The following is a 23,219-nucleotide window of genomic DNA, read 5'->3' as shown; positions in this document are numbered from 1 at the left end:
CCTTGCCACCCGGCTGTCCGGGTGTACCGTGAACCCGAAGACGGCCCGATTGGGCCGGTCCCGGGGAGGGGAGGAACAGCGATGAATGACGCATTCACGCCCCGTCCAGAGCACCACTTCACCTTCGGCCTCTGGACGGTCGGGAACCGAGGACGAGACCCCTTCGGTCGCGAGGTTCGTCCGCCCCTGGACCCCGTGGAGACCGTTCACCGGCTGGCGGACCTCGGCGCGTACGGCGTCTCGTTCCACGACGACGACCTCGTGCCCGAGGGTTCGGGGCGTCAGGAGAAGGAAGCGATCGTGAAGCGGTTCCGTTCGGCTCTTGATGCCACCGGCTTGAAGGTGCCCATGGCCACGACCAACCTCTTCGGCCATCCGGTGTTCAAGGACGGTGCCTTCACCGCCAACGATCCCGAGGTCCGCCGCCTGGCAGTGGTGAAGACCCTGGACGCCATCGACCTCGGGGTGGAGCTCGGTGCGCGGGTCTACGTGCTCTGGGGCGGGCGAGAGGGCGTGGAGGCGGACGCGGCGAAGGACCCCGTCGTGGCCCTGGATCGGTATGCGGAGGCCTTGAACCTCCTGTGCAGCTATGTCCGGGACCGGGGGTACGACCTGCGCCTGGCCATCGAACCGAAGCCGAACGAGCCCCGGGGTCATCTCTATCTCCCCACGATCGGCCATGCCCTCGCCTTCATCGAGCAGTTGGAGTGGCCCGAGATGGTGGGGGTGAACCCCGAGTTCGCGCACGAGACCATGTCCGGCCTCTCGTTCCACCAGGGCGTCGCCCAGGCGCTGCGGGCCGGCAAGCTGTTCCACATCGACCTGAACGGCCAGTCACCGGGGAAGTACGACCAGGACTTCCGATTCGGCTCCGAAGGCATCCGGGACGCGTTCTTCTTGGTCAAGCTCCTCGAGGACGCCCACTGGGACGGCATGCGGCACTTCGACTCGCACGCCTACCGGACCGAGGACCCCGAGGGGGTCTGGGAGTTCGCCGCCGCCAGCATGCGGACGTACCTGATCCTGGCCGACAAGGCCCGACGCTTCGCCGAGGACCCCGAGATCCAAGAGGCCCTCGTTGCGGCGAAGGCCGATCGCCTGGCCGAGCCCACCTCCCCCGAGGGCACGACGCCCGAGGCGATCGCCAGTCTGCGCCAGCAGGTCGAGCAGAAGCGCGCGGACCCGACGTGGCTCGACGCCTTGGCCCAGCAGGGCTACCACCACGAACGGCTCGATCAGCTGGTCATGGACTTGCTGCTCGGGGTTCGCTGACCCGACGCCGGGCCCGGTCCCGCTGCCGGGCCGGGCCCGGCACCCCCCACTTGGGGTAGGCCTGGACGGCCAGCCGGGCGGGGTCGGCGATGACCTGGTCGATCATGTGCAGGGCAGCACCACGCGCCGCTGCCTCGAACCCGAGGGAGGAGATCGCCAGCTCGCAGCCACCGGCGTCGGGAGCGAGCACGCCCTCCACCATGACCTGGCGGGCGGTGGGCAAGATCCACTCGGCGACGTGCCGGAAGTAGCCACCCAGGATGATGACCTGGGGATCGAAGATGTTGACCAGGTTCGCGGCCCCGATGCCCACCCAGCGAGCCAGGGTCTCCAAGGCGGCGAGGGTGCGCTTATCCCCGGCGCGGGCCCGCTCGGCGACCCGGGCCGCCCTGGTCGACGCCGACCACTGTCGGGGTCCTCGACCCGTTGCCCTGGCCGGTGCTCCGGCGGTCCTCGCCGAGCGACGGCCCTGTGGGGGCGTCGGCTCGTCGTCCAGACCGGCCTCCCGGAGCAGCGCGTCCAGGCCAATCAGGGCCTCCCAGCAGCCCCGTCGTCCGCAGCCGCAGCGGGCCCCCTTGGGGTCCAGCTTCATGTGCCCGATCTCGCCCCCGTGCCCGTGGGACCCGAGCAGTCCCTGGCCAGCAGCGATCACCCCACCGCCGATACCGACCTCGCCGGTGATGTAGATCAGGTTCGGCGTCCCCGCCCGCGAGCCGATGCGGTACTCGGCGAGGGCTGCGAAGTTCGCGTCGTTGCCCAAGACGATGGCTTCGGGTGGGAGGTCGGAGACCTCGGCCAGGACCTTCCCGAAAGGAAAGCCCCGCCAGTAGAGGTTCGGAGCCTCGGTGACCACCCCGGTCTCCACCTCGACCAGGCCGGGCACGGCGACCGCGAGCCCCGCCAAGGTGACGTGGGCGGGCGACTTCCGCACGACCGTGTCGACGGCCCGGGTGCACAGGCGACCGACGGCGGCCGCTGTCGCCTCGGGACCCGAACGGGCCGCATCGAAGACGCGATCACGGTGATAGACGACGGTACCCGCCAGGTCCGTGCCGATCACCGTGATCCGGTCGACGCTGATCTCGGCGCCCAGCGCCAGGATGTGCCGACCATCGAGCTCCAGCTGGATGGCGGGCCGGCCAGGACGCGGCGTGTCGCTCGAAGGGGCGTCGGCGACCTCCCGGACCAGCCCGAGGTCGAGCAGCTCGGCGACCAGGCGCGACACGGTCGAGGGGGTCAGCCCGACCCGTGTGGCGATGCCGGCCCTCGAGTCGGGACCGACGGTCCCAAGATGGCGGAGGACCACCTCGAGGTTGTTCCGGTGGACCGCTCGATGGTCCGCCCTGGTGGGAGCCGCCGAGGCCAGCCTGTGGTTCACCCATCCCTCCCCTCCGTGGACCCCTGGGCCCACGCACCACGCATGGCAGACCAGACCCTCTCCCGGGGCATCGAGCCTCGGGAAGAACGTGCGGGAAATCCCTTGCGGGTCGGGGCGATCGTACTTGACACCCCATGTCCTCGTCGCTATGTTGCAGTTCGGTGCGGCTCGATAATAACTCGGGCTGCCATGAAGGGGAGGGATCGGTGAGGCGAGAGCCGGGCTCGGGTCCGGACGGCTGCCGGGGGGTTCGCAGCACGACCCGGCGCCGGGAGGGGAAGTGCTCGGCCGGGGACCGGTCGTGGCGTCCCTCAGGACGTGAAGCAGGGGGCTCGAGGCCAAGGCGATCCGGCCGGAGCACGGAGGGGGAGGCGATGCGCGCAACGTGGAAACGCAAGGGAATCCGAGGGCTGCTCATGCCAGCGGTGCTGGCGATGACCGCGCTCGGACTGGCCGCCTGTTCGAGCAGTTCGAGTTCGAGCTCGAAGACCAGCTCGGCGTCGGCCACTGCCTCGGCGGTCAAGGGGACGTTCTACGAGCTGTATCAGAGCTGCCCCTCGAACCCGTTCTGGGGTGCGGTGAACAACGGGGCACGGGCTGCGGCGGCGCAGCTGGGCGTGTCGCTCAAGATCGAGGACCCGCTGCGGTGCTCCGGTGAGGAGGCCCAGGAGAACTCGCTGCTCACCACCATCATCAACTCGCACCCTGCGGGCATCGCCGTGTCGGTGCCCTACGCCTCTGCCCTCTCGGCGAACATCCAGCGGGCCCGGAGCCTGCACATCCCGATCATCGCCTACAACAGCATCCCGCCGAACAACAATTACTCGGTCAACCCCGTCGAGGCCTATGTGGGGCAGCCGAACTACACCGCCGGCGTGGACCTGGGCAAGCAGCTGGTCAGCCAGTACCACCTGACGAGCGGTGACACGATCATGGTGGCCGACCAGTGCTACACGAACACGACCTGCAACGCCCGGTATCAGGGTGTGGAGAGTGTGGTCGATCCCCTCGGGGTGAAGGTGAGCGTCTTGAACCTCGACTACAGCGTGCCGACCTCTGCTGGCATCGTGAAGTCGTTCCTCCAGACCCACTCGCGGCCGACCCTCGTGGTGGCCCTCGGCAGCGCAGGCGAGGAGGAAGTGGTCGACGCCGCCCAGGCCCTTGGGCTCAAGCCCTCCCAGTTGCCCATGGTCGGCTTCGACGACGACGCGGTGACCAACACCTACATGATCGACGGCTGGGTGAAGCTGACCGTCGACCAGCAGCCGTTCCTGCAGGGTTACGACGCTCTGGTCGACCTCTACGACGCGGTGCGCTACCAGGCCTACCCGATCAACATGGACACGGGTCCGGTCTTCGTCACCCACACGGCCAACGACATCGCCAAGGGTTGGTTCAACCCGTCGGTCGTGAGCAACACCGGGATCTGATCGCCAGGGCGGAACCGGACGGTCAGGTGACAGACGGGAGGGGTCTGAGATGAGCGCAGACTTGGCCAACGCCACCACGGCGCAGGACTCGGCGAGCCCGCCGCCCCTCCCGTCTGTCCCTCGGCCGCTCACGAGCTACGTGAGCGGCCGGATGATCGCCGTGATCGGGGTCCTGGTCGCGGTGCTGGCCGTCCTCACCGGAACCAGCGGTGGCAAGCTCCTCAGCGCCACGAACCTCGGCGGGGCCCTCGACGCCAGCTCCGAGGTCGGCTTCATCGCCATCGGCGTGACGATGCTGATGATCGGCGGGGAGTTCGACCTGTCGGTCGGGCAGGTCTTCGTGGTCGGCGGCCTCGCGTTCGCCGGCCTCGACAAGCACATCGGGTTCCTCCCGGCCATCATCGTGACGCTCCTGCTCGCCGGTGCCATCGGGCTGATCAACGGCATCATCACGGTGGTGTTCGGCATCCCGTCGTTCATCACGACCCTCGGCACCTATTACGCCATCGCCGGGTTCATCCTCCTCATCACCGGGGCTTCCCCCGTCTCGTATCTCCCGCCTCTGCCGCACGTCTTCTCGGTGTTCAGCGCCCACGTCGGCGGCCTGGGCTTCCGGTGGGAGGTGGTCTGGTGGATCGGGCTTGCCGCCGTGGCGGCGTGGATCCTGCACCGGACCTCGTTCGGCAACCACGTCTTCGCCGCCGGAGGGAGCCCAGAGGCCGCCCGGGGCACCGGGGTCAGGGTTGGTTTGACGAAGATCGTCCTGTTCGTGGCCTGTTCCGCCCTCTCGGCGTTCTCCGGCATCGTGCTGTTCTGCCACCTGGGCTCGATGGAGGTGACCGCGGGTTCGGGCCTCCAGCTGCAGGCCATCGCCGCAGCGGTCATCGGGGGCACCGCCCTCTTCGGCGGAGTCGGCACCATCTTCGGCGGCGTCCTGGGCTCGTTCTTCCTCGGCGTGCTGACCGTCGGGCTGGTGCTCTCGGGCGCGTCGACCCAGTACTACGAGCTCTTCGTGGGCATTGTCCTCATCGGTGCGGTCATCGCCCAGGTCAAGACCGTCGGCGCCTCGCGGTTCGTCCACGCGTTGTTCCGGCGGAACTCGGGGAGGTAGGCATGGAATCGTCCGCAACCCAGAGGACCGACGGTGCCCTGACGGCGGTGGTCGGCAACCCGCCGGCCAGTGCGCCGGAGGATCGCCGGGAGACGGGCGTGCCGGGGCCCTCGGAGGCCGGGCCGGCGGCGCTGGAGCTGCGGCGGATCTCGAAGCGGTTCGGACAGGTCGTGGCGGTCCGGGACGTCAGCTTCTCCCTCGGCCACGGCGAAGTGGTGGCGCTGCTCGGTGACAACGGGGCCGGGAAGTCGACGGTGGTGAAGATGATCTCGGGGGTGTTCGCCCCGACCTCGGGAGAGATCCGCCTCGACGGGCAGGCGGTTCGCTTCCGGAACTCGAAGCAGGCCCGGGAGCGGGGCATCGCCACCGTCTACCAGGACCTGGCCCTCGTGCCGACCATGAACGTCTGGCGCAATTTCTTCCTCGGAAGCGAGCTCCGGCACCGTGGGCGGCTGGACGTCAAGCGCATGCGGGCCGAGACCGCGCAGGCCCTCCACGAGATCGGGCTGCGGAACCTCTCCTCGGTCGACCAAGAGGTCAAGGGTCTCTCGGGAGGAGAGCGCCAGGCGCTCAGCATCGGCCGGGCGGTCCACTTCCAGCAGCGGGTCCTCCTGCTCGACGAGCCGACCGCTGCCCTTTCGGTGAAGGAGACGGAGAAGGTCTTCGACTACGTGCGCCAGGCCCGCCAGAGCGGCATCGGCATCCTGCTCATCATGCACAACACGGTTCAGGCGTTGTCGGTGAGCGACCGGGTCGTGGTCATGCGCCATGGCGAGGTCGCGGCCGAGTTCGCCGTCGGAGGAGACCTCGAGGCGCTGGCCAAGCAGGTCAATCTGGCGATCAGCGGCGCGGCCTGAGCCGGGGCGCGGCGTCCGCAGCGAGCTCCCCGGGCGAGAGACGCCGAGCCGAAGGACCGGGGCGCGGGTGCAGGCTCGCGGTAGGCTGCGCTCGCCGGCCTCGGGGGGCGGCAGCGGACCGGGAGGGGGTGGGCCGATGTTCGACAGGGTGGTCGTGGGGACCGACGGCTCGGAGCGGGCCCGTCGGGCGGTCGATCTGGCGGCCGAGGTGGCCCGCCGGTTCGGGGCGGCGTTGGAGCTCGTGACCGTGGTGCCCGAGCGGGACGCCATCGGGGTGGTCGGGGCGTCGGTGGCGGTGGCCGATCCCACCGGCAGCACGGCGCTGCGGAAGGCAGCGGCCCTCGAAGCCCTCGAGGCCCTGGCGAAGGAGCTGAGCGGTCTCGAGGTTCGCTGCCACGTCGAGAGCGGTTCGGCAGCCGAGGGGATCCTGAAGGTTGCCGAGGCCGTCGGCGCGGACTGCATCGTGGTCGGCAACCGGGGCATGACCGGGGCCCGCCGGGTCCTCGGCTCGGTGCCGGCGACCGTGGCCCATCACGCCCCTTGCCACGTCCTGGTGGCGAAGACCGACAGCGACTGACGACCCGGGAACCGGTCCGGGGGTCGCCAGCTCAGCTCGATCGCTGCCCGACGGCGCCGGTTCGGCTCAGCCAGCAAGGGCCAGGGGCCGCTCCAGCACCGCGCCCAGGGCGGCCATCCAGCGAGCGGCGTCGGCCCCGTCGACGACCCGGTGGTCCACGGACAAGGTGCAGTGGAGGACCCGGCCAGCCCGCAGCGCGCCGTCCGGGTCGACGACGGGGGCGTCCAGGACCGCCCCGACCGCCAGGATGGCCGCCTGGGGCGGGTTCAGGACGGCGGCGAACTCCTCGGTGCCGAACATGCCGAGGTTCGAGACCGTGATAGTGCCCCCTTCCAGTTCGGCCTGTCGGAGCTGACCGGCTCGAGCCCGCTCGGCGAGGTCGGCCAGGTCTCGCCCCAGCTGGCCGAGGGAGCGCCGGTCCACGTCGCGTAGCACCGGGGCCACCAGACCGCCCTCGACGGCCACCGCCACGCCCACGTCGACCCGGTCGGGGACCTCGAGCGCGTCGGGGGTCCAGCGGACGTGCAGGGCAGGGACCCGCCGATGGGCCAGGGCCACGGCCTTCACGAGCAGGACGGTCAGGCTGACCTCGACGCCGGCGGACCGCAGGTCGGCCCGGAACGCCTCGAGGGCCTCCGCCCGGAGCGTGCGGCGGAGGTAGAAGTGGGGGACCTCGGCCTTGGCGGCGCTCAGGCGACTGGCGATGGCCAGGCGAAGGCGGCTGTGGGGGATCCGCTGGACGGCTTCTTCCGCCGACGACGCCGGCGCGGGCACGGTGGCCGGAGCCGGCGGGACCGGAGCCGCCGGGACGGGGGCCGTTCGGGTGGCGATCGCCCGCTCGACGTCGGCGCGCACCACCCGCCCTCCGGGTCCGGTGCCCTCGATGGCCTCGAGGGGGATGCCGGCCCGGGCGGCCAGCCGCCTGGCGAGGGGGCTGGCGAATCGGCGACCGGCGCTGACCGGGCCTGGTTCGGAGGGCGCCGGGGGCTGTCCCGTTCTGGGGGTCGCCGCTGCGGGGTTCGCTTCCCCGGGGGCCGCTGCCGACGGCCCGACGGTCGCCAGCCCGAATGCCACCAGGGCGGCCTCGGGGTTCTCGAGGGGCTCGTCCCAGGCGGCCAGGAGGGCCAGGGGCGCGCCGACCTCCAGGTCCTGGCCGGCCTCGGCCAGGCGGCGCACGACCCGGACCGGCCCAGAAGCGTCGAGGTCGACGCTGGCCTTGTCGGTCTCGACCAGGGCCAAGGGTTGACCGGCGGGCACCTGGCTGCCCTCCTCGACCAGCCACTGGGCCAGGCGGGCCGAGCCCGTGCCGGCGGCCACCTCGGGCATGCGGAGCAGCTCAGGCACGAGCACCTCCCGTGAGGGCCACGAGGGCCCGGGCCACCTCCTCGGCCCGGGCGATGGCCGCCCGCTCGAGGACCTCGGAGATGGTGGGGGAGGAGACCGTACCGGTCACCCGGGCGATCGGGGCGTCCAGCCAGTCGAAGCAGCGGCGCTGGAGCTCGTCGGCCACCCAGGCGCCCCAGGACGGGCCGAGGGGCCCCTGCTCGCAGATCAGCACCCGGTTGGTCCGCTGCACGCTGGCCTCGATCGTGGCCCAGTCCAGGCTGGCCCGGTCCAGCCAGCGCAGGTCGATGACCTCGGCGTCCACCCCGGTCGACTCGACCGCCTGGAGGACCTCGTGGGTCATCTGCAGGTAGCCGAGCACCGTGACCGCCTGGCCGCGCCGCCTGACGGCAGCCGCGCCGAGCGGCAGGCAGAAGTCCCAGTCCTCGACCGGCGCCTCGTCCTGACGGGGGTAGAGGTCGACGTGCTCGAGGACCAGGACCGGGTCCTCCAGGCGCAGGGCGGTGTTCATGAGGCCCACGTAGTCCAGGGGGGTGGAGGGGGCCACGATGCGCCACCCGGCCGAGGTGGCGAAGATGCCCGCGGGGTCCATGGAGTGCTGGGAGCCGTAGCCCGTGCCCATGGCCACCTTGGCCCGCAGCACCAGCGGCACCCCCCGGTCCCCGCCGAACATGTGGCGGACCTTGCCGATCTGGTTGAAGAGCTGGTCCGCCGCCACCCAGAGGAAGTCGGCGTACATGAGCTCGACGACGGGCCGGGCCCGGCCGTCGAGGGCCATGCCGCCGGCCAGGCCGCAGAAGGCGTTCTCGCTGATCGGGGTGCCAAGGACCCGGTCCGGGAAGGCCTCGGCCAGCCCCTTGGTCGCCCCGTTGGTCCCCCCGCCCAGGCGGTGGACGTCCTCGCCGAGCACGAGCACCCGGGGATCCTCGGCCATGCGGCGGCGGAGGACCTCGGCGATGGCGTCGACGAACCGCAGGGTCTGGCGGGGCCCTGGCGGCCCCTCGGGCGGTGCGAGGGGCGCGTCGGCCAGCTCCGAGAGGTCCGAGCGGATGCCCTGGTCGACGGTGGCCGGGTCGGGCAGCTCGCTCGGCCGGGGTCGACGGGTCCCGGGCCGCCCCGACGGGTCGGGCTCGAAGAGTTCCTCGGCCACCTCCTGGAGCAGGGCCTCGGCTCGTGCCCGGGTGCCGCCCAGGTCGTCCTCGGACCACGGGCCCCGGGCCACCATCCGCGCCGCGAGCGTGCCCAGGGGGTCCCGGGCCCGCCAGGCGTCCTCCTCCTCCCGGCTGCGGTAGCGGAAGGCGCTGCCCGGGAAGGGACCGTTCTGGTGGTAGTAGCGGTAGGTCTCGGCCTCGAGGAGCACCGGGCCGTCCCCGGCGCGCAGGTGCTCGAGGGCCGAGCGCATGGCGAGGTAGGTGGCAAGGGGGTCCATGCCGTCCACCTGCAGGCTCCGCGCCCCGAAGCCCGGTCCCCGGGCCGAGAGCCGGGGCTCCCCGGTGGCCTCCTCGATGGTGGTGGCCACGGCGTAGCGGTTGTTCTCCACGAAGAAGCACAGCGGCAGGTGCCAGGCGGCCGCCAGGTTCAGGGTCTCGAGGGTGGCCCCGATGTTCATGGCGCCGTCCCCCAGGTAGGTCACCGTGACCGCGCCGGTGCCGGCCCGCCGGTGGCAGAAGGCCGACCCGGCGGCCATGGGCACCCCGCCGCCCACGATGGCGTTCGTGCCCAGGGCGCCGGCCTCCCACCAGCGCAGGTGCATCGACCCGCCCCGCCCGCCGCCCCAGCCCCGCCGCAGGCCGCAGATCTCGGCCAGGGTCCGCAGCAGCACGCGCCGGATCTCGTCGGGGAAGGGGGCCACGGGGTCCAGGCCCCCGGGGGCGACGTGGGCCAGGGCCTTGGCCAGGAACTGGTGATGGCCCCGGTGGGACCCGGTCACGGTGTCGCCGGGGGCCAGGGCCAGGACCGAACCGACCGCACCCCCCTCCTGGCCGATGCTCGAGTGGGCCGGTCCGTGCACCAGGCCCTCGGCGGCCAGGCGCAGGACCAGCTCCTCGAAGTGCCGGACGAGGACCAGCTGGGTCCACATGGTGCCGAGCAGGCCCGGTTCGGCGGTCTCCCAGTCCTCCTCGGTGGCCTCCACCCGCTCCCAGGGGACGGCCAGCTGCAGGGCATGACGTGTCGGCATCGTTCCTCCGCCGCCAGTCTGTCACGATTGGATCCAATGTCAAGGCAAGTTCGCAGATCCTCCTGGGACTGTGCCGATGTTGGGCATAGAATGGATCCATGACGGGGAGTGGAGCGACGGGGCCGGCGGGGGCCCGGGGCGTGCCGGGCCTGGTGCGGCTGGACCACGTGGGGTTCACGGTGCCGGACCTCGAGGCGGCGCGGGCCTGGCTGGAGGAGGTGTTGGGCTGCGAGTACCTCTACTCGCTCGGGCCCTTCGAGCGGGACGGGGCCTGGATGGTCGAGCACCTGGGGGTCGATCCCGGGGCTCGGATGGAGCGCCTGCACTTCTTCCGGCTGGGTGGCCAGGTCATCTTCGAGGTGTTCCAGTACGCTGCGCCGGATCAGCGACAGGAGCCGCCCCGGAACAGCGACGTGGGCGGGCACCACGTGGCCCTTTACGTGGAGGACATGGACCAGGCGGTGGCCTGGCTCCAGGAGCGAGGGGTCGAGGTGATGGGGGAGCCGACCAGGAGCAGCGGGCCGAGCGAGGGCCAGCGCTGGGTCTACTTCCGGGCTCCCTGGGGGATGCAGTTCGAACTGGTCTCCTACCCGGGCGGCAAGGCCTTCGACCGGGTCGGCGGCACGGCCGCGGCCTGGGCGGCCCACCTGGCCGCTGGGGGTGGGACGGCCTCGGGGTGAGCGGGGACGGGGCGGCCGAGCTGGCGGTCGGCGTCGCCAGCGACCGGGTGGTGGCCGAGCTGCGCGAGGCGATCCTCGACGGGCGCCTCCCGCCGGGGAGCCGGCTGCGCCAGGAGGAGCTGGCGGCCCTGCTCGGGACCAGTCGGGTCCCGGTCCGGGAGGCCTTGCGGACCCTGGCGGCCGAGGGCCTGGTGGAGACCGAGGCCAACCGGGGGGCCTGGGTGCCCTGGCGGAGCCCGGCGGAGGTCGACCTGCTCTACCGCATGCGGGAGCGTCTCGAACCCTTGGCCCTCGAGGTCAGCCTGCCCAACCTCTCGCCGGCGGACCTGGACCGACTCGGGGAGCTCCAGGAGCGGATCCGGACCTGGCCGGGGGTCGAGGCGTTCTTGCGCCTGGACCGGGAGCTCCACCTGGCCGTCTACGCCGGGTGCACCACCGAGCCCTTGGCCGGCACCGTGCTGCGGCTCTGGAACGCCACCCAGCACTACCGGCGCCTCTACATGACCCTGAGCGGCCCCCGGCGGCACTGGGTGGTGAACGCCGAGCACGACCTGCTCCTCGACGCCCTCCGGCGCCGGGACCCGGTGGACGCCGGTCGGCTCCTCGAGGGGCACATCCGGCGGACCAGGTGCGAGCTGGCCCGCCACCCCGAGGTCTTCGACCGGGGGGTGCCGCGGAGCTAGTGGCTCCTGGCCCCCCGCAGCCGGGCCAGCAGGCCGGGCCTGGCCGCGCCGGCCGACGAGGCGCTCCCGCCCTTCGCGTCGCACTGGCAACGCTTCGAGGGGGGCACGTGACCGAGGACCTGCTCCACATGACGGCCGCAGCCCGCCCAGGTGGGCCGGCCGCACCGCTTGCACGTCACCGCTCTGCACATACCCATCAGGGTATCAGGCGGGGACGGCGCTCGCTGGCCAGCTCGGCGTGCCGAGCGGCAGCGGCTCGCACCGCCTCGGCGCCGGGCCCGCCGCTGGTGGGCCGCTCGGGGCGGTAGGGCTCGCCGAGGGCGCTGGCCAGGGTGGCCCCGATCGAGAGCCGGAGGGCGTCGAGGTCGTACCCGCCCTCCAGGACGAACAGCAGACGGCCCGGCCGGGGGGCGAGCTCCCGGACCCGGCGACCCAGCTCGGCGAAGTCCCCGGCGCTCAGCTGCAGGTCCGCCAGCGGGTCGGCCCGATGGGCGTCGAAGCCCGCCGAGACGAGCACCCAGGTGGGCCCGAACTCGGCGACCGCGGGACCGATGACCTCGTCGAAGGCCCGAAGGACCACGTCGCCGGTCGCCCCGGGGGGCAGGGGCACGTTGACGGTGGCCCCCGGGGCGTGGGGCCCGCCGGTCTCGGCCAGCCCGCCGCTGCCGGGGTAGAGGGGGTCCTGGTGGGTCGAGCAGTAGAGGACCCCCGGGTCGTCCCAGAAGATGGCCTGGGTGCCGTTGCCGTGGTGGACGTCCCAGTCGACCACCGCCACCCGCTCACCCCGCCGGCGCAGGTGGGCCGCCACCACCGCCACGTGGTTGATCAGGCAGAAGCCCATCGCCTGGTCCGCGGTGGCGTGGTGTCCGGGGGGGCGAGCGGCCAGCAGGCCGACCTCGGCCCGGCCGGCCTCGAGGGCCTCGACGAGGGCCAGGGCCCCGCCGGCTCCCAATACCGCAGCCTCGTAGGACCGCGGGCCGACCACCGTGTCAGGGTCCAGGGCCCCGCCGCCCTCGGCGCTCACGCGGGCCAGACGGGCCAGGTAGGCGGCGTCGTGGACCGCTTGGAGCTCCTCGGGGCTGGCCGGCCGGGGGTTCACGGGCACCACGGCGTCGGCCAGGGCCGCTTCCACCAGGCCGTCCTGCACAGCGGCCAGGCGGGCCGGCCGCTCGGGGTGCCAGGGTCCCGTGTCGTGGGGCACCCGGGCGGTGGTCACGAAGGCCAGCATCAGGTCCGGCGGAGCCGGTCCCAGGGACGACGAGCCGCTCGGGAGGGGGCCGTGCCGCGGTCGACCAGCGGTGCGGCGGCCCAGCCGAGCACGGCGGCCCCACTGGCCAGGAGGGCCACGGCTCGGCGCCGCGCCGGGGGCAGGGACCGCCAGGCCGCCACCGTGGCCAGGAGGTCGCCGCTGTCGGCCAGGGCGCCGGCCTCCACCCAGCCGCGGATCGGCTCACCGGCTCGGGCGCTCAGGAGGCACCCCAGGGCCAGGGCCAGGTCCCGTCCCCCGAGGGCCCGGGCCAGGACCCGCCCCCCCGGGGAGGCCGCGTCCTCGTCCCGCACCCAGAGCCGGGCCGACACGCTCGGGCGCACCAGGGCCACCAGCCCCAGGAGGCCCCGGCTGGCGGCCAGGCCGAGGGCGGCGGGCCGGGCGGCGCAGCGCCAGGTGGCCACCAGCGCGGCCCCTGCAGAGGCAGCCCTGGAGCCGGCGGCCCGGCTCGCTCGGTTCGGGCCTCGACCCTTCGCCGCTCCTGGCCTCCACGCCGCCATCCCTACCCCCGTCCCTGCTCGTCGTCGGGCGGCCCGGCCGGCCTCGCGCGCCCCGCTGCGAGGCGGCGCCGGGAATCGAACCCGGGTGAAGGGCTTTGCAGGCCCCTGCCTGAACCACTCGGCCACGCCGCCGTGGGGGCGAGCCTAGCCAAGGCGGCCGAGGGGCCCGGTCAGGGGCGGGGGCGGGCCGGGGTGCTCGCGGCCCAGGGACCTGTCGACCCAGGGACCTGGCTCAGGGCTTGTCGACGAGGACCCCGGGGTTGCAGACCCACGCGGGGTCCAGGGTGGCCTTGGCCGCCTGGAGGGCGGCACCGAAGAGGGCGGGGCGCTGCCGGTCGTACCACGGGCGGTGGACCCGGCCGACGGCGTGGTGGTGGGTGACGGTGCCGCCGGCGGCGAGGACGGCCTCCTGGGCGGCGGCCTTCACGGTGTCCCACTGCTCGAGCTCGGCACCCTCCCGGCCGGGGGCCACGAGAGTGAAGTAGGGGGCGGGCCCGTCGGGGTAGACGTGGGTGAAGCGGCAGGTGAGGACCCCGGTGCCGGCCCCGACCTCCTCGAGGGCTCCCCGGACGGCCTCGGTGACCGTGGCGTGGAGGTGCTCGAAGCGGTCCCAGGTCACCGCAGTCTCGAAGGTCTCGCAGACCATGCCCAGCTGGACGAGGACGTCCCGGACGTAGGGAGCCCGGAGGAAGGCGTCCCGCCAGGCGGCGCTCGCGTCGGGTCGCCCTGGTGCCGCCTCGGCCGTGGCTTCCCCGCCGGTCCAGCTGCCCTCGGGGACCCCGCCGTGGTCCCGGACCAGCTCCTCGGCCCGGGCGGCCCAGGCGGTGACCGGGTGGTCGGCCGACTCGAAGCCGACCAGGAGTACCGCCTCGTGGCCGTCCCCGATGCCGTTCACCTGGGCCTCGGCCGGGTCGACCAGGCGGCAGTTGGCTGGCATGAGGCCGGACTGGGCGAGGGCCCGGACCGCTTGGGCGCCAGCGAGGAAGTCCGGGAACCGGCAAGAACCCCCGGCCCGGAAGCGGGGCCGGGGCCGGAGGCGGACCCAGGCCTCGGTGATGACCCCGAGGCTCCCCTCGGAGCCGAGGAAGAGCCGGTCGGGGGAGGGCCCGGCCCCCGAGCCCGGCAGGCGGCGGGTCTCGAGGGTGCCGGCCGGGGTCACGACCCGGAGGGCTTCGACCAGGTCGTCGATGTGGGTCGGCCCGGTGGCGAAGTGGCCCCCCGCCCGGGTGGCCACCCAGCCGCCAAGGGTGGAGAACTCGAAGGACTGGGGGAAGTGCCGGAGGGTCAGGCCCGCCGGCCGCAGCTGGGCCTCCAGGCTCGGCCCGAGGACCCCGGCCTGGACCCGGGCCGCTTGGGAGACCTCGTCGATCTCCAGGACCTGGTCGAGGGCCCCGAGGTCGACCGAGACCGCCCCGGCGTAGTCCTCGCCGACGTCGGGCTCCACCCCCCCGACCACGCTGCTGCCACCGCCGTAGGGGACGGCGGCGATCCCGGCCGAGCTGCACCAGTCGAGCACGGCGGCCACCTCGGCTTCGGTGCGGGGCCGCAGGACGGCGTCGGGGGGGTGGTCGAGCTGGCCCCGGAGGGCCCGGACGACGTCCCGGAACGCCTTGCCCATGGCGTGCCCGGCACGGTCCTGGGCGCTCATGCTGGCGATCTCCGCCAGGGACCGGGGCGGACTCACCCGGGGAGCCGGCAGGTCCAGCTGGCTGACCGCCGGTGGCCGGCGGCGGCGGGCCTCGACGCCGAAGCGTCGGCGGAGGACCTCGGCGATCCCCTCGACCTCCTCGTCCGACAGCGCCCCGGTGTCGGTGCCCCAGCCCCACCACGACCGTTCCGGCATGGCCGGATCGTGACACGTCGTTGACCCGCCAGTCGAGAGGACGGGTGCTCGGGCCGCGGTGCTACGGTCCCGCCCGGTGTCCTGGGCGGCGCTGGGCCAGCGGGTGGCCGACCAGGAGGCCGTCGTCGGGGACGGGCTGCTCGGTGCCCTGACCGACCTGGTCGACCAGTGGCTGACTGGGCTCTTCGAGGCGGCTGTCGGCCCAAGGGGGGCGGGACGGCCGGGTCTCGCCCTCTGTGCCCTGGGGAGCTACGGCCGCCGGGAGCTCTGCCTGGGCAGCGACCTCGACCTGCTGCTCCTCCACGACGGCTGGAACGGGGTCGAGGCGGTGGCCGAGGCCCTCTGGTACCCGATCTGGGACGCCGGGGCCCGCCTGGACCACGCGGTCCGCCGGCCTGCGGAGGCTCTGGCCGTCGCCCGAGAGGACCTGCGGGTCCAGCTCGGCCTCCTGGACCTCCGACTGGTGGCCGGGGACCCGGTCCTTGCCGCGCGGGTCGGCGAGCAGGCCCGGGCCCAGTGGGCGGCCAGTAGCGCCCGCCTCGCCCCGCTGCTGGCCGACCAGGCCGCCGAGCGGCGCGAGCGGCTCGGGGACCTGGCGTTCCTCTTGGAGCCGGACCTCAAGGAGGCGAGCGGCGGGCTCCGGGACGCCGAGGTGCTCCTGGCGCTCGGCCAGGGGCGGCCGGAGGTGGCCGACGTGGTGGACCTCGCCGCGCTCGGGGCCAGTCGGCGCCAGCTCCTGGGGGTGCGGGCCGAGCTGCACCGTCGGCACCCGGCCAGTCGTGACCGGCTGGTCCTCCAGGCCCAGGACGACGTGGCGGCCGCCCTCGGCCTGCGCGACGCCGACGCCCTCATGGCTCAGGTGGCCGAAGCCGGCCGGACCATCGCCGTCGAGGGTCAGCAGCTCTGGCAGCGGGTCCTGGCCGCCTCGGGCGCCCCCCGGCGGCGCTGGTCGGCCCGGCGGGGCGGCCCGAGCCCCGAGCGGGTGGAGCCGGGGGTGGCCATCCTCCCGGTCACCTGGGCCGAGCGGCCGGCAGGGCGGGAGGTGGCCCTCGACCCCGACCAGGCCGACCTGGCCGACCCGAGCCTGGCCCTGCGCCTGGGGGCGGTGGCCGCCGAGCGGCGCCTGCCGATCCAGCGGGCCTCCCTGGCCCGCCTCGCAGCCGCCCCGCGGCGCGTTCCGGTCCCCTGGCCCGCGACCCTCCGCCAGAGCCTCGTCCGTGTCCTGGCCGCCGGGGCGCCCGCGGTCGACGCCCTCGAGGCCCTCGAGCGCTACGGCCTGCTGCGCCACCTGCTCCCCGAATGGCGGGCGGTGGCGAACAAGCCGCAGCGCAACGCCTACCACCGCTACACCGTCGACCGACACCTCCTCGAGACCGCCGCCCGGGCGGCCGCCCGGGCCGAGCGCACCGCTCGGCCGGACCTGGTCCTGCTCGGGTGCCTGCTGCACGACATCGGCAAGGGCTACCCCGGCGACCACGTCGAGGTGGGCGCCGAGCTGGCCCGGGCCATGGGGGAACGCATGGGTCTCCCCCCGGAGGACCAGGAACGGCTCGGCCGGCTGGTGCGGCTCCACCTGCTGCTGCCCGACGTCGCCACCCGTCGGGACCTCGGTGACCCGGCCACCGTCGCCCACGTGGCGGCCCAGGTCGAGGACCGCGAGACCCTCGAAGCGCTGGCCTGCCTGGCCGAGGCCGACGGCCGGGCCACCGGGCCGGCCGCCTGGACCCCGTGGAAGGCCGGGCTGGTCCGGGACCTGGTGGCCGCCACCGCCGCGGTCCTCCGGGGCGAGCCCCCGAGCGACCGGCCCGTCGGTCGGCAGCCGACGCCCGAGGAACGCCGGCTGGCCGCCCGGGCCCGAGACCTCGGCCGGGCGGTGCTCCACGCCGAGCCGCCGGTCGTCGTGGTGGCCGCCCCCGACCAGCCGGGCCTCCTGGCTGCGGTCACCGGGGTCCTCAGCCTGCAAGGGCTCGACGTCCGCTCGGCGGACGTCAGCGCCGTGGACGGCGTCGCCCTCGAGCGCTTCGTCTGCGAACCGGTCCTCGGCCGGTGGCCGTCGTGGGACCGGCTGGCCGACGAGGTCGAGGCCGCCCGACGGGGCCGGCTCCCCCTGGCCGAACGGCTGGCGGAGCGGGCCCGGACCTACGGGCCCGGTCGACGACCGGCCCAGGCCTACCCCCCGGTCACCTCGGTCGAGCTGGAGCCCGGGGCGTCGGCGTCGGCCACCGTGGTTGAGGTCCGCACCGCCGACCGCCCGGGCCTGCTCTGGCACCTCACCCGAGCCCTCGCCGAGCTCGGCCTCGACGTCGTGGCCGCCCGGGCCCAGACGCTCGGGGCCGAAGCGGTGGACGTCTTCTACGTCGTCGAGCGGGCCAGCGGCCAGCCCATCCGCCTGCCCTCTCGCCAGGCGGCCCTCCGGTCCGCCCTGGTCGACGCTCTTCAGACCCCCTGAGGGTGGGCTCGGCGAAATTCCCCTTGCCACCGGGGCGGTGAGGGGTGGGAGAATGGAAGCGGGAGGGGCGCCCCATCCGGGGCAGGTGCCGGCAGGCCGGCTGGTCGTGCCAGGTGGGGCCACCCGAGCGCAAGCAAACGGGAGGTGCCCGTGAGACGGAGCAGCGAACGGACGGTCGTCCGGCAGCAGACGGCAGCGCTGCTGCATTCCCTGGGCGCCACGCCCGGGGAGGTGGCGGCTTCGCTGGCCGCAGCCGGCGTGCGGGGCGTCCCCGCCAATTCCCGGGAATGTGCCGTTGCGGTCTACCTCGGTGCGGTCGTCAGTGCCGATCCACGGGTGCGGGGCGTCAAGGTCTGCAAGAGCGAAGTCCTGGTGGAACGCAGCGGCTGGTGGCGTCGGTCGGTGGTGGTGCCCCTGCCGAGCGCCGTCCGCCAGTTCATCGCCGCCTTCGACGCGCGCAGCTACCCGGAGCTGGTGCGGCCGGGCCTGCCCGCCGGCATCCCCCCGATGGGGCAGGACGGTTCCTCGACCAGTCCTTCCTCGGCGCTGCCCCAGCAGCCGGCCTGATCGGCCCGCGGCCCCGGGGTGCGGGAAGCCGGTCGGGGCAGGACGGGTTCGTGACGGGTGCGCCGACCGCTGGTCGGGGAGCAGTGCTGCTGACCGGCGGGACCAGCCGCCGCATGGGTGTCGACAAGGCCACGCTTCTTGTCGGTGGGGTTCCCCTGGCGTGGCGGGTGGCCCGGGCCCTGGCGGCCGTCGGCGGTCCCGTGGTGGAGGTCGGCCCGGGGGCCGTGCCCTGGCTGCCGGTGGCTCGGGAGGAGCCGCCCGGTGCCGGTCCGCTCGCCGGCTTGGTCGCCGGCTGGTCCTGGCTGGCAGCGATCGGCGTCGAGGGGCCCGTGGTGGTCGCGGCCTGCGACCTGCCCCGGCTGAGCACCCGGACCGTCCGATGGCTGCTCGAACGGCCCGGCTCCGGGTCGGTGGTGCCGGTCCTCGGGGGTCGGCCCCAGCCGCTCTGCGCCCGCTGGTCGGGGTCGGCGCTCGCCCGGGCTGCCCTGGCCCTGGCCGCCGGCGAGCGGTCCCTGCGGCCCCTGCTCAGGGATCCGGAGACGACCCTGGTGCCGGTGGACGACTGGCCCGAGGAGAAGCGGGTCGAGCTGGTCGACGCCGACCGGCCCGAAGACCTCGCCGGCCTCGGCCCCCTGGGACCCGGGCCAGTGGAGGCCGGTTCCGTGGAAGTCGGGTCGGGGGGCACGGGGTCGTCGGGTGCCCGTGGCCTGGACCGGCCGGCGGCGCCGGCCGACACGGTGCGGTTCGGGAACCCCCGGCGGTAGCATCGCTGCGTGGTCGATCCGCCGGCTGGGGACACCTGGGTGCGCTGCACCAGGGACCCCCTCGCCCCGGGCGAGGCGGCGAGCTGGGCCGTGACGCCGAGCTGCGGGGGCCTGGTGCTGTTCATGGGGACCGTCCGGGACCACGCCGAGGGGCGGCCCGGGGTCACGGAAGTGGCCTACGAGGCCTACGAGGAGCAGGTCGAGCCGGCCCTATGGGCGGTCGCGACCGAGGCCCGTCGGCGGTGGCCTGAACTCGGCCGACTGGTCCTGCAGCACCGGATCGGGCCGCTGGCGGTCGGCGAGGCCTCGGTCCTCGTGGTGGCCACGGCGCCGCATCGACCCGAGGCCTTCGTCGCCGGGCGGTTCCTCATCGACGCGATCAAGCGGACCGTCCCGATCTGGAAGCGGGAGTCCTGGGCCGGCGGCGTCGACTGGGGCTCGTGTGCCGAGGAGCTGACCACGCCAGACGCGGTCCCCAGCCCGCCTCGGTGGCCGGCTCACGACCACGGTCCGCACCACGCCGACGACCCGCACCACACCGACGGTGCGCGGCACGAGCGGGCGGGCACGGTGTCGAGGGACCAGGCCGGGATCGGGGCGGAGGCCCGGTCGGGAAGGGGTCACTGATGCTGCTGCCGCTGGCGGAAGCCCGCGAGCGGGTCCTCGGTCCGCTCGAACCCCTACCGACCGAACGCCTGCCCCTCGCAGACGCCCGGGGTCGGGTCCTCGGCGCCGAGGTGGTCGCCCCGAGCGACGTGCCCTCGTTCCCGAACTCGGCCATGGACGGCTACGCGCTGCGGGCCGAGGACACGACAGAGGCCCCGGTGGTCCTCGAGGTCCTCGGCACCGTCCTGGCCGGCCAGGCCCCGAACGTCCCGGTCACCCCGGGCGGCGCGGTGCGGATCATGACCGGCGCGCCGCTGCCGGCGGGGGCCGACGCCGTCTGCATGGTCGAGCTGACCGAGCCCGCCGGCCCGGACCGGGTCCGGATCGCCCAGGCCGTCCCGCCCGGGGAGCACGTGCGCTGGCCGGGTGACGACCTGCGGGCGGGCCAGGTGGTGCTCCGGGCCGGCGAGGTGCTCAACCCGGCGTCCCTCGGCGTGCTGGCCAGCATCGGGGTCCGGGAGGTCGAGGTGGTCCGCCGGCCCCTCGTCGGGGTCTGGTCGACGGGGGACGAGCTGAGCGAGGACCCCGGGCCCTTGGCCGTCGGGCGGATCCGGGACTCGAACCGGCCCGCGCTCCTGGCGCGGCTGGCCGCTGACGGCTTCGCCACCCTCGACCTGGGCATCCTGCGGGACGACGAGGCGGTCGTGGCCCGGGCGCTGCGGGAGGCGGCCGAGCGTTGCGACGCCCTCGTGACCAGCGGCGGGGTCAGCGTCGGGGACCGTGACGTCGTCCGGCTGGTGCTCGACGAGGTGAGCGGGGGCGAGATGGCCTGGATGCAGGTGGCGATCAAGCCGGCCAAGCCCTTCGGCTTCGGGCGGCTGGGCTCGCGCCGGATCCCCCTCTTCGGCCTGCCCGGCAACCCGGTGTCCAGCCTGGTCTCCTACGAGCTCTTCGTCCGCCCGGCGCTGCGCCGGCTGGCCGGCCACGCCCGGGTGGACCGGCCGGTCCTGGCCGGGGTGACCGAGGAGCCCCTGCCCCGTCGACCCGACGGGAAGGTCCACTTCCTGCGGGTGGCGTGCCGGATCCGGGAGGACGGCACCCTGGGCGTCCGCTCGGCCGGCGGCCAGGCGTCGCACCAGCTCCACGGCATGGCCGCCGCCCAGGGCCTGGCCGTCGTGCCCGACGGGACGGGCCTGCCCGCGGGGGCGCCGGTGTCGGTGCTGCTGGTGGAGGCGGACGACCTGCCGGGCCCCGGGCTCACCGAGTCGCTCGGAGTGGCGGACCTGGCGTCTGCCGGGAGCGGCGGGGGTCCTCGGCGATGAGCGGCGCCACCGGGGTGCCGGTCCGGCTCCTGCGCCGACGCGGCGCACCCGAGGAACCGCTCCCCGAGGGCGAGGCTCTCGTCGACCGTTTCGGGCGGGTCCACCGGGACCTGCGGATCTCGGTGACCGACCGCTGCAACTTCCGCTGCGTCTACTGCATGCCCGAGGAGGGGGTGGCCTTCCGGCCTCGAGAGGAGCTGTTGACCTACGAGGAGATCACGAGGGTGGCACGGGTCGCCAAGGCCCTCGGGGTCCGCTCGGTGCGGATCACCGGCGGGGAGCCATTGGTGCGGCGGGACGTCCCGACCCTGGTCGCCCAGTTGGCTGCCGTGGGCTTCGAGGACCTGGCCCTCACCACGAACGGGACCCGGCTGGCGGCGCTGGCCGAGCCGCTCGCCGAAGCCGGCCTACAGCGGGTGAACGTCAGCTGCGACTCCCTGCGGCCCGAGCGCTTTGCTGCCATCCGTCGGCGCGGCGACCTGCCCACGGTGCTGGCGGCGATGGACGCCGCCGAGGCGGCCGGTCTGCACCCGCTCAAGGTCAACGTCGTGCTGCTCGCCGGGGTGAACGACGACGAGATCGTCGACTTCGCCGCCTTCGCCCGGCGGACCGGCCGGGTGGTGCGGTTCATCGAGTTCATGCCCCTCGACGCCGAGGGGCGCTGGGCCCGGGAGCAGGTCGTGCCGGCCGAGCGGGTCCTGGCCGAGATCGACGCCGTCTGGCCCCTCGAACCGGTCCCCGACGCCGACCCGTCGGCCCCCGCCGAGCGCTACCGCTTCCGGGACGGGGGACGGGGGGAGATCGGCGTGGTGGCCTCGGTGACCCGGCCCTTCTGCGGCCGCTGCGACCGGCTCCGCCTGACGGCCGACGGGGCCATCCGGAACTGCCTGTTCTCCGACGACGAGCGCAGCGTCCGCGAGCTTTTGCGCGACGGGGCCAGCGACGAGGCCATCGCCCAGGTCCTGCGGGCCGCGGTCGGGGCCAAGCGGGCCGGCCACGGCATGGACGATCCCGGCTTCCTGCGTCCCCAGCGCTCGATGTCCATGATCGGCGGCTGAGGCGGAGCCCATGGCGGTCGTCACTGTCCGGTTCTTCGGCCCCGCCGCCGAGGCCGCCGGCTGTCGGAGCCTCAGCGTCGACGCCGACGATGTCGCCCGGGCCCTCGAGGAGGTCCTGGCCCGCTGCGGCCCGAACTTGGCCGCTGTCCTCGAGCGCTCGGCCCTCTGGCGCAACGGGGAGCCGGCCGACCGGGCCACCCCCCTGGCCTCCGGCGACGAGCTGGCGGTCCTCCCCCCGGTCTCGGGGGGCTGAGCACCCGGTTCGGCTGCCGGGCCCCGGGCTGGTCCGGGCCAGCGCCGTCCTCAGGCCCCAGGGGGCCGATGGCCTTGGTGGGCCTGGTGCGGATGGGGCTGCTCGCCGGCCAGGAGGGCCAGGGCGTGGGGGACCACGTCGAGCACTGCCCGGAGCTGCTCGACCGCGCCGGCCGGGGACCCCGGCAGGTTGAGGACGAGGGCCCGGCCGATCGTGCCGGCCTCCCCCCGGGACAGTCGGCCCTTCGGGCTCGCCGCCCTGGCCGCCTCGGCGAGGCCCGGCGCCCGCCGATCGACGACGTCGAGGGTGGCCTCGGGGGTCAGGTCCCGAGGTCCGAAGCCGGTCCCGCCCGTGGTGACCACGAGGCCGCAGAACCCCTCGGCCAGGCGGCGGAGCGCCGCCGCAACCTCCGACCGGCCGTCCGCGCTCACCGCCCGCTCGACCACCTGCCCCCCGGCGGCCTCGATGGCCTCGGCGACGGCCTGGCCGCCGCCGTCGGGCACCCGTCCGGCGGCCACGCTGTCCGACACCGTCAGGACCTTCGCTGACCAGGCCACCGCCTCGCCCCTCCCTGTCTTGCCGTCCCGACACCGGCGACAGCCAGCATCCGCTGCTCGCACCACCTGGGCGCCGAGGGGAGCGTAGCGAGGCGCACCGGTAGCCTGCCGGCGATGAGCACGACGACTGCCCAGTGGGCCGAGCGCTTCGCCCAAGCCCTGGGGGTGGCACCCCCGAGTCCTGAGCTGGTCGACCAGATCCTGGCCCTGGCCGGGGTGGCGGCCCACGCCGCCGAGCGGACGGCCGCCCCGGTGAGCTGCTGGCTGGCCGCCGCCGCCGGCCTGGATGCTGCCGAGGCCCTGGCCCGGGCCAAGCAGCTGGCCGAGGAGCTCGGGCAGGAAGGTTGAGCCCGGACGGCCTTGACCCGTCGAGCCGCCTGCGCCTGATCCGCTCCGAGCGCAGCCAGCGGGCCACGCGCGCTGCGAGCGGGCGACGGGAATCGAACCCGCATCACCAGCTTGGAAGGCTGGAGCTCTGCCATTGAGCTACGCCCGCAACGGCCCCGAGGGGCCTGGCTTCCC

Annotated in this window: 23 protein-coding genes and 2 tRNA genes; 15 read left to right on the top strand and 10 right to left on the bottom strand. The window is 74.4% G+C overall.

Annotated features, from left to right (window positions below; genetic code table 11):
* Positions 1-81 precede the first annotated feature (81 nt).
* Complete coding sequence (xylA, locus tag Acit_RS08590) at positions 82-1,272, top strand: xylose isomerase (RefSeq protein ID WP_248108091.1); 1,191 nt, start codon at positions 82-84, stop codon at positions 1,270-1,272.
* On the opposite strand, the gene Acit_RS08585 is transcribed toward xylA, so the two are convergent.
* Positions 1,244-2,650, bottom strand: coding sequence for an ROK family transcriptional regulator (locus Acit_RS08585; RefSeq protein ID WP_248108089.1), 1,407 nt, complete (start codon positions 2,648-2,650; stop codon positions 1,244-1,246). The two genes, xylA and Acit_RS08585, sit on opposite strands and share 29 nt — an antisense overlap.
* Positions 2,651-3,024: 374 nt before the next feature.
* On the opposite strand from Acit_RS08585, the gene Acit_RS08580 reads away from it, so the two are divergent.
* The 4 genes from Acit_RS08580 (at position 3,025) to Acit_RS08565 (ending at position 6,625) form a co-directional block, all read left to right on the top strand.
* Entirely contained in the window at positions 3,025-4,080 is a 1,056-nt protein-coding gene (locus Acit_RS08580; RefSeq protein WP_248108087.1) for a substrate-binding domain-containing protein, read from the top strand.
* Positions 4,081-4,129: 49 nt separating this feature from the next.
* Positions 4,130-5,191, top strand: coding sequence for an ABC transporter permease (locus Acit_RS08575; protein WP_248108085.1), 1,062 nt, complete (start codon positions 4,130-4,132; stop codon positions 5,189-5,191).
* A gap of 2 nt (positions 5,192-5,193) precedes the next feature.
* Positions 5,194-6,048, top strand: coding sequence for an ATP-binding cassette domain-containing protein (locus Acit_RS08570; RefSeq protein WP_248108083.1), 855 nt, complete (start codon positions 5,194-5,196; stop codon positions 6,046-6,048).
* Between the two features lie 136 nt (positions 6,049-6,184).
* Positions 6,185-6,625 carry a universal stress protein gene (locus Acit_RS08565; protein WP_248108082.1) on the top strand — a complete coding sequence of 147 codons (441 nt, stop codon included), beginning with the start codon at positions 6,185-6,187 and terminating at the stop codon, positions 6,623-6,625.
* A gap of 66 nt (positions 6,626-6,691) precedes the next feature.
* Here the strand turns inward: Acit_RS08565 and Acit_RS08560 are convergent, their stop codons facing one another.
* A complete protein-coding gene (locus tag Acit_RS08560) occupies positions 6,692-7,969 on the bottom strand; it encodes a dihydrolipoamide acetyltransferase family protein (RefSeq protein WP_312710352.1) in 1,278 nt (425 codons plus the stop codon).
* Positions 7,962-10,148, bottom strand: a complete 2,187-nt coding sequence (locus Acit_RS08550) for an alpha-ketoacid dehydrogenase subunit alpha/beta (protein ID WP_248108080.1) — start codon at positions 10,146-10,148, stop codon at positions 7,962-7,964. The genes Acit_RS08560 and Acit_RS08550 overlap by 8 nt, the downstream gene beginning before the upstream one ends.
* A 98-nt stretch (positions 10,149-10,246) precedes the next feature.
* Here Acit_RS08550 and Acit_RS08545 point away from each other — a divergent pair, with 98 nt between their 5' ends.
* Positions 10,247-10,828 (top strand): VOC family protein, encoded by a 582-nt coding sequence (locus tag Acit_RS08545; protein WP_248108078.1) that lies wholly within the window; start codon positions 10,247-10,249, stop codon positions 10,826-10,828.
* Complete coding sequence (locus Acit_RS08540) at positions 10,825-11,511, top strand: GntR family transcriptional regulator (RefSeq protein WP_248108076.1); 687 nt, start codon at positions 10,825-10,827, stop codon at positions 11,509-11,511. The genes Acit_RS08545 and Acit_RS08540 overlap by 4 nt, the downstream gene beginning before the upstream one ends.
* On the opposite strand, the gene Acit_RS14060 is transcribed toward Acit_RS08540, so the two are convergent.
* The 5 genes from Acit_RS14060 to Acit_RS08520 form a co-directional block, all read right to left on the bottom strand.
* Complete coding sequence (locus Acit_RS14060) at positions 11,508-11,702, bottom strand: DUF8730 family Cys-rich protein (RefSeq protein WP_512700037.1); 195 nt, start codon at positions 11,700-11,702, stop codon at positions 11,508-11,510. The two genes, Acit_RS08540 and Acit_RS14060, sit on opposite strands and share 4 nt — an antisense overlap.
* Before the next feature lie 5 nt (positions 11,703-11,707).
* Positions 11,708-12,739: a histone deacetylase family protein gene (locus Acit_RS08535; protein ID WP_248108074.1), complete on the bottom strand. Its 1,032-nt coding sequence runs from the start codon at positions 12,737-12,739 to the stop codon at positions 11,708-11,710.
* The gene (locus Acit_RS08530; protein ID WP_248108072.1) at positions 12,739-13,182 is read right to left on the bottom strand and encodes a hypothetical protein; all 444 of its coding nucleotides are present in this window, start codon (positions 13,180-13,182) and stop codon (positions 12,739-12,741) included. The genes Acit_RS08535 and Acit_RS08530 overlap by 1 nt, the downstream gene beginning before the upstream one ends.
* Before the next feature lie 156 nt (positions 13,183-13,338).
* A tRNA-Cys gene (locus Acit_RS08525) sits at positions 13,339-13,410 on the bottom strand.
* 100 nt (positions 13,411-13,510) lie between these two features.
* Positions 13,511-15,121 (bottom strand): FAD-binding oxidoreductase, encoded by a 1,611-nt coding sequence (locus Acit_RS08520; RefSeq protein WP_248108070.1) that lies wholly within the window; start codon positions 15,119-15,121, stop codon positions 13,511-13,513.
* Positions 15,122-15,197: 76 nt separating this feature from the next.
* On the opposite strand from Acit_RS08520, the gene Acit_RS08515 reads away from it, so the two are divergent.
* The 7 genes from Acit_RS08515 to Acit_RS08485 all read left to right on the top strand — a co-directional run bounded on the left by Acit_RS08515 (position 15,198) and on the right by Acit_RS08485 (position 22,140).
* Positions 15,198-17,570, top strand: a complete 2,373-nt coding sequence (locus Acit_RS08515) for a [protein-PII] uridylyltransferase (protein WP_248108068.1) — start codon at positions 15,198-15,200, stop codon at positions 17,568-17,570.
* Positions 17,571-17,714: 144 nt separating this feature from the next.
* Positions 17,715-18,137: a hypothetical protein gene (locus Acit_RS13635; protein WP_248108066.1), complete on the top strand. Its 423-nt coding sequence runs from the start codon at positions 17,715-17,717 to the stop codon at positions 18,135-18,137.
* Positions 18,138-18,187: 50 nt separating this feature from the next.
* Entirely contained in the window at positions 18,188-18,901 is a 714-nt protein-coding gene (gene mobA, locus Acit_RS08505; protein ID WP_248108064.1) for a molybdenum cofactor guanylyltransferase, read from the top strand.
* A gap of 9 nt (positions 18,902-18,910) precedes the next feature.
* A complete protein-coding gene (locus Acit_RS08500; RefSeq protein WP_248108062.1) occupies positions 18,911-19,528 on the top strand; it encodes a molybdenum cofactor biosynthesis protein MoaE in 618 nt (205 codons plus the stop codon).
* Positions 19,528-20,829 (top strand): molybdopterin molybdotransferase MoeA, encoded by a 1,302-nt coding sequence (locus tag Acit_RS08495; protein ID WP_248108060.1) that lies wholly within the window; start codon positions 19,528-19,530, stop codon positions 20,827-20,829. The genes Acit_RS08500 and Acit_RS08495 overlap by 1 nt, the downstream gene beginning before the upstream one ends.
* Complete coding sequence (gene moaA / locus Acit_RS08490; protein ID WP_248108058.1) at positions 20,826-21,887, top strand: GTP 3',8-cyclase MoaA; 1,062 nt, start codon at positions 20,826-20,828, stop codon at positions 21,885-21,887. The genes Acit_RS08495 and moaA overlap by 4 nt, the downstream gene beginning before the upstream one ends.
* A 10-nt stretch (positions 21,888-21,897) precedes the next feature.
* On the top strand, positions 21,898-22,140 hold the full coding sequence (locus tag Acit_RS08485; protein WP_248108056.1) for a MoaD/ThiS family protein: 243 nt from the start codon (positions 21,898-21,900) through the stop codon (positions 22,138-22,140).
* 50 nt (positions 22,141-22,190) lie between these two features.
* Here the strand turns inward: Acit_RS08485 and Acit_RS08480 are convergent, their stop codons facing one another.
* On the bottom strand, positions 22,191-22,697 hold the full coding sequence (locus tag Acit_RS08480; RefSeq protein ID WP_248108054.1) for a MogA/MoaB family molybdenum cofactor biosynthesis protein: 507 nt from the start codon (positions 22,695-22,697) through the stop codon (positions 22,191-22,193).
* Between the two features lie 114 nt (positions 22,698-22,811).
* On the opposite strand from Acit_RS08480, the gene Acit_RS08475 reads away from it, so the two are divergent.
* Entirely contained in the window at positions 22,812-23,045 is a 234-nt protein-coding gene (locus Acit_RS08475) for a DUF6457 domain-containing protein (protein WP_248108053.1), read from the top strand.
* A gap of 77 nt (positions 23,046-23,122) precedes the next feature.
* Here the strand turns inward: Acit_RS08475 and Acit_RS08470 are convergent.
* Positions 23,123-23,193, bottom strand: a tRNA-Gly gene (locus Acit_RS08470).
* Between the last annotated feature and the right edge of the window lie 26 nt (positions 23,194-23,219).

This window comes from Aciditerrimonas ferrireducens (assembly GCF_023130475.1).
GTDB classification, from domain to species: domain Bacteria; phylum Actinomycetota; class Acidimicrobiia; order Acidimicrobiales; family UBA8190; genus Aciditerrimonas; species Aciditerrimonas ferrireducens.
Note: the sequence above shows the minus strand (reverse complement) of the source record. Positions and strands in the feature narration are given on the sequence as shown.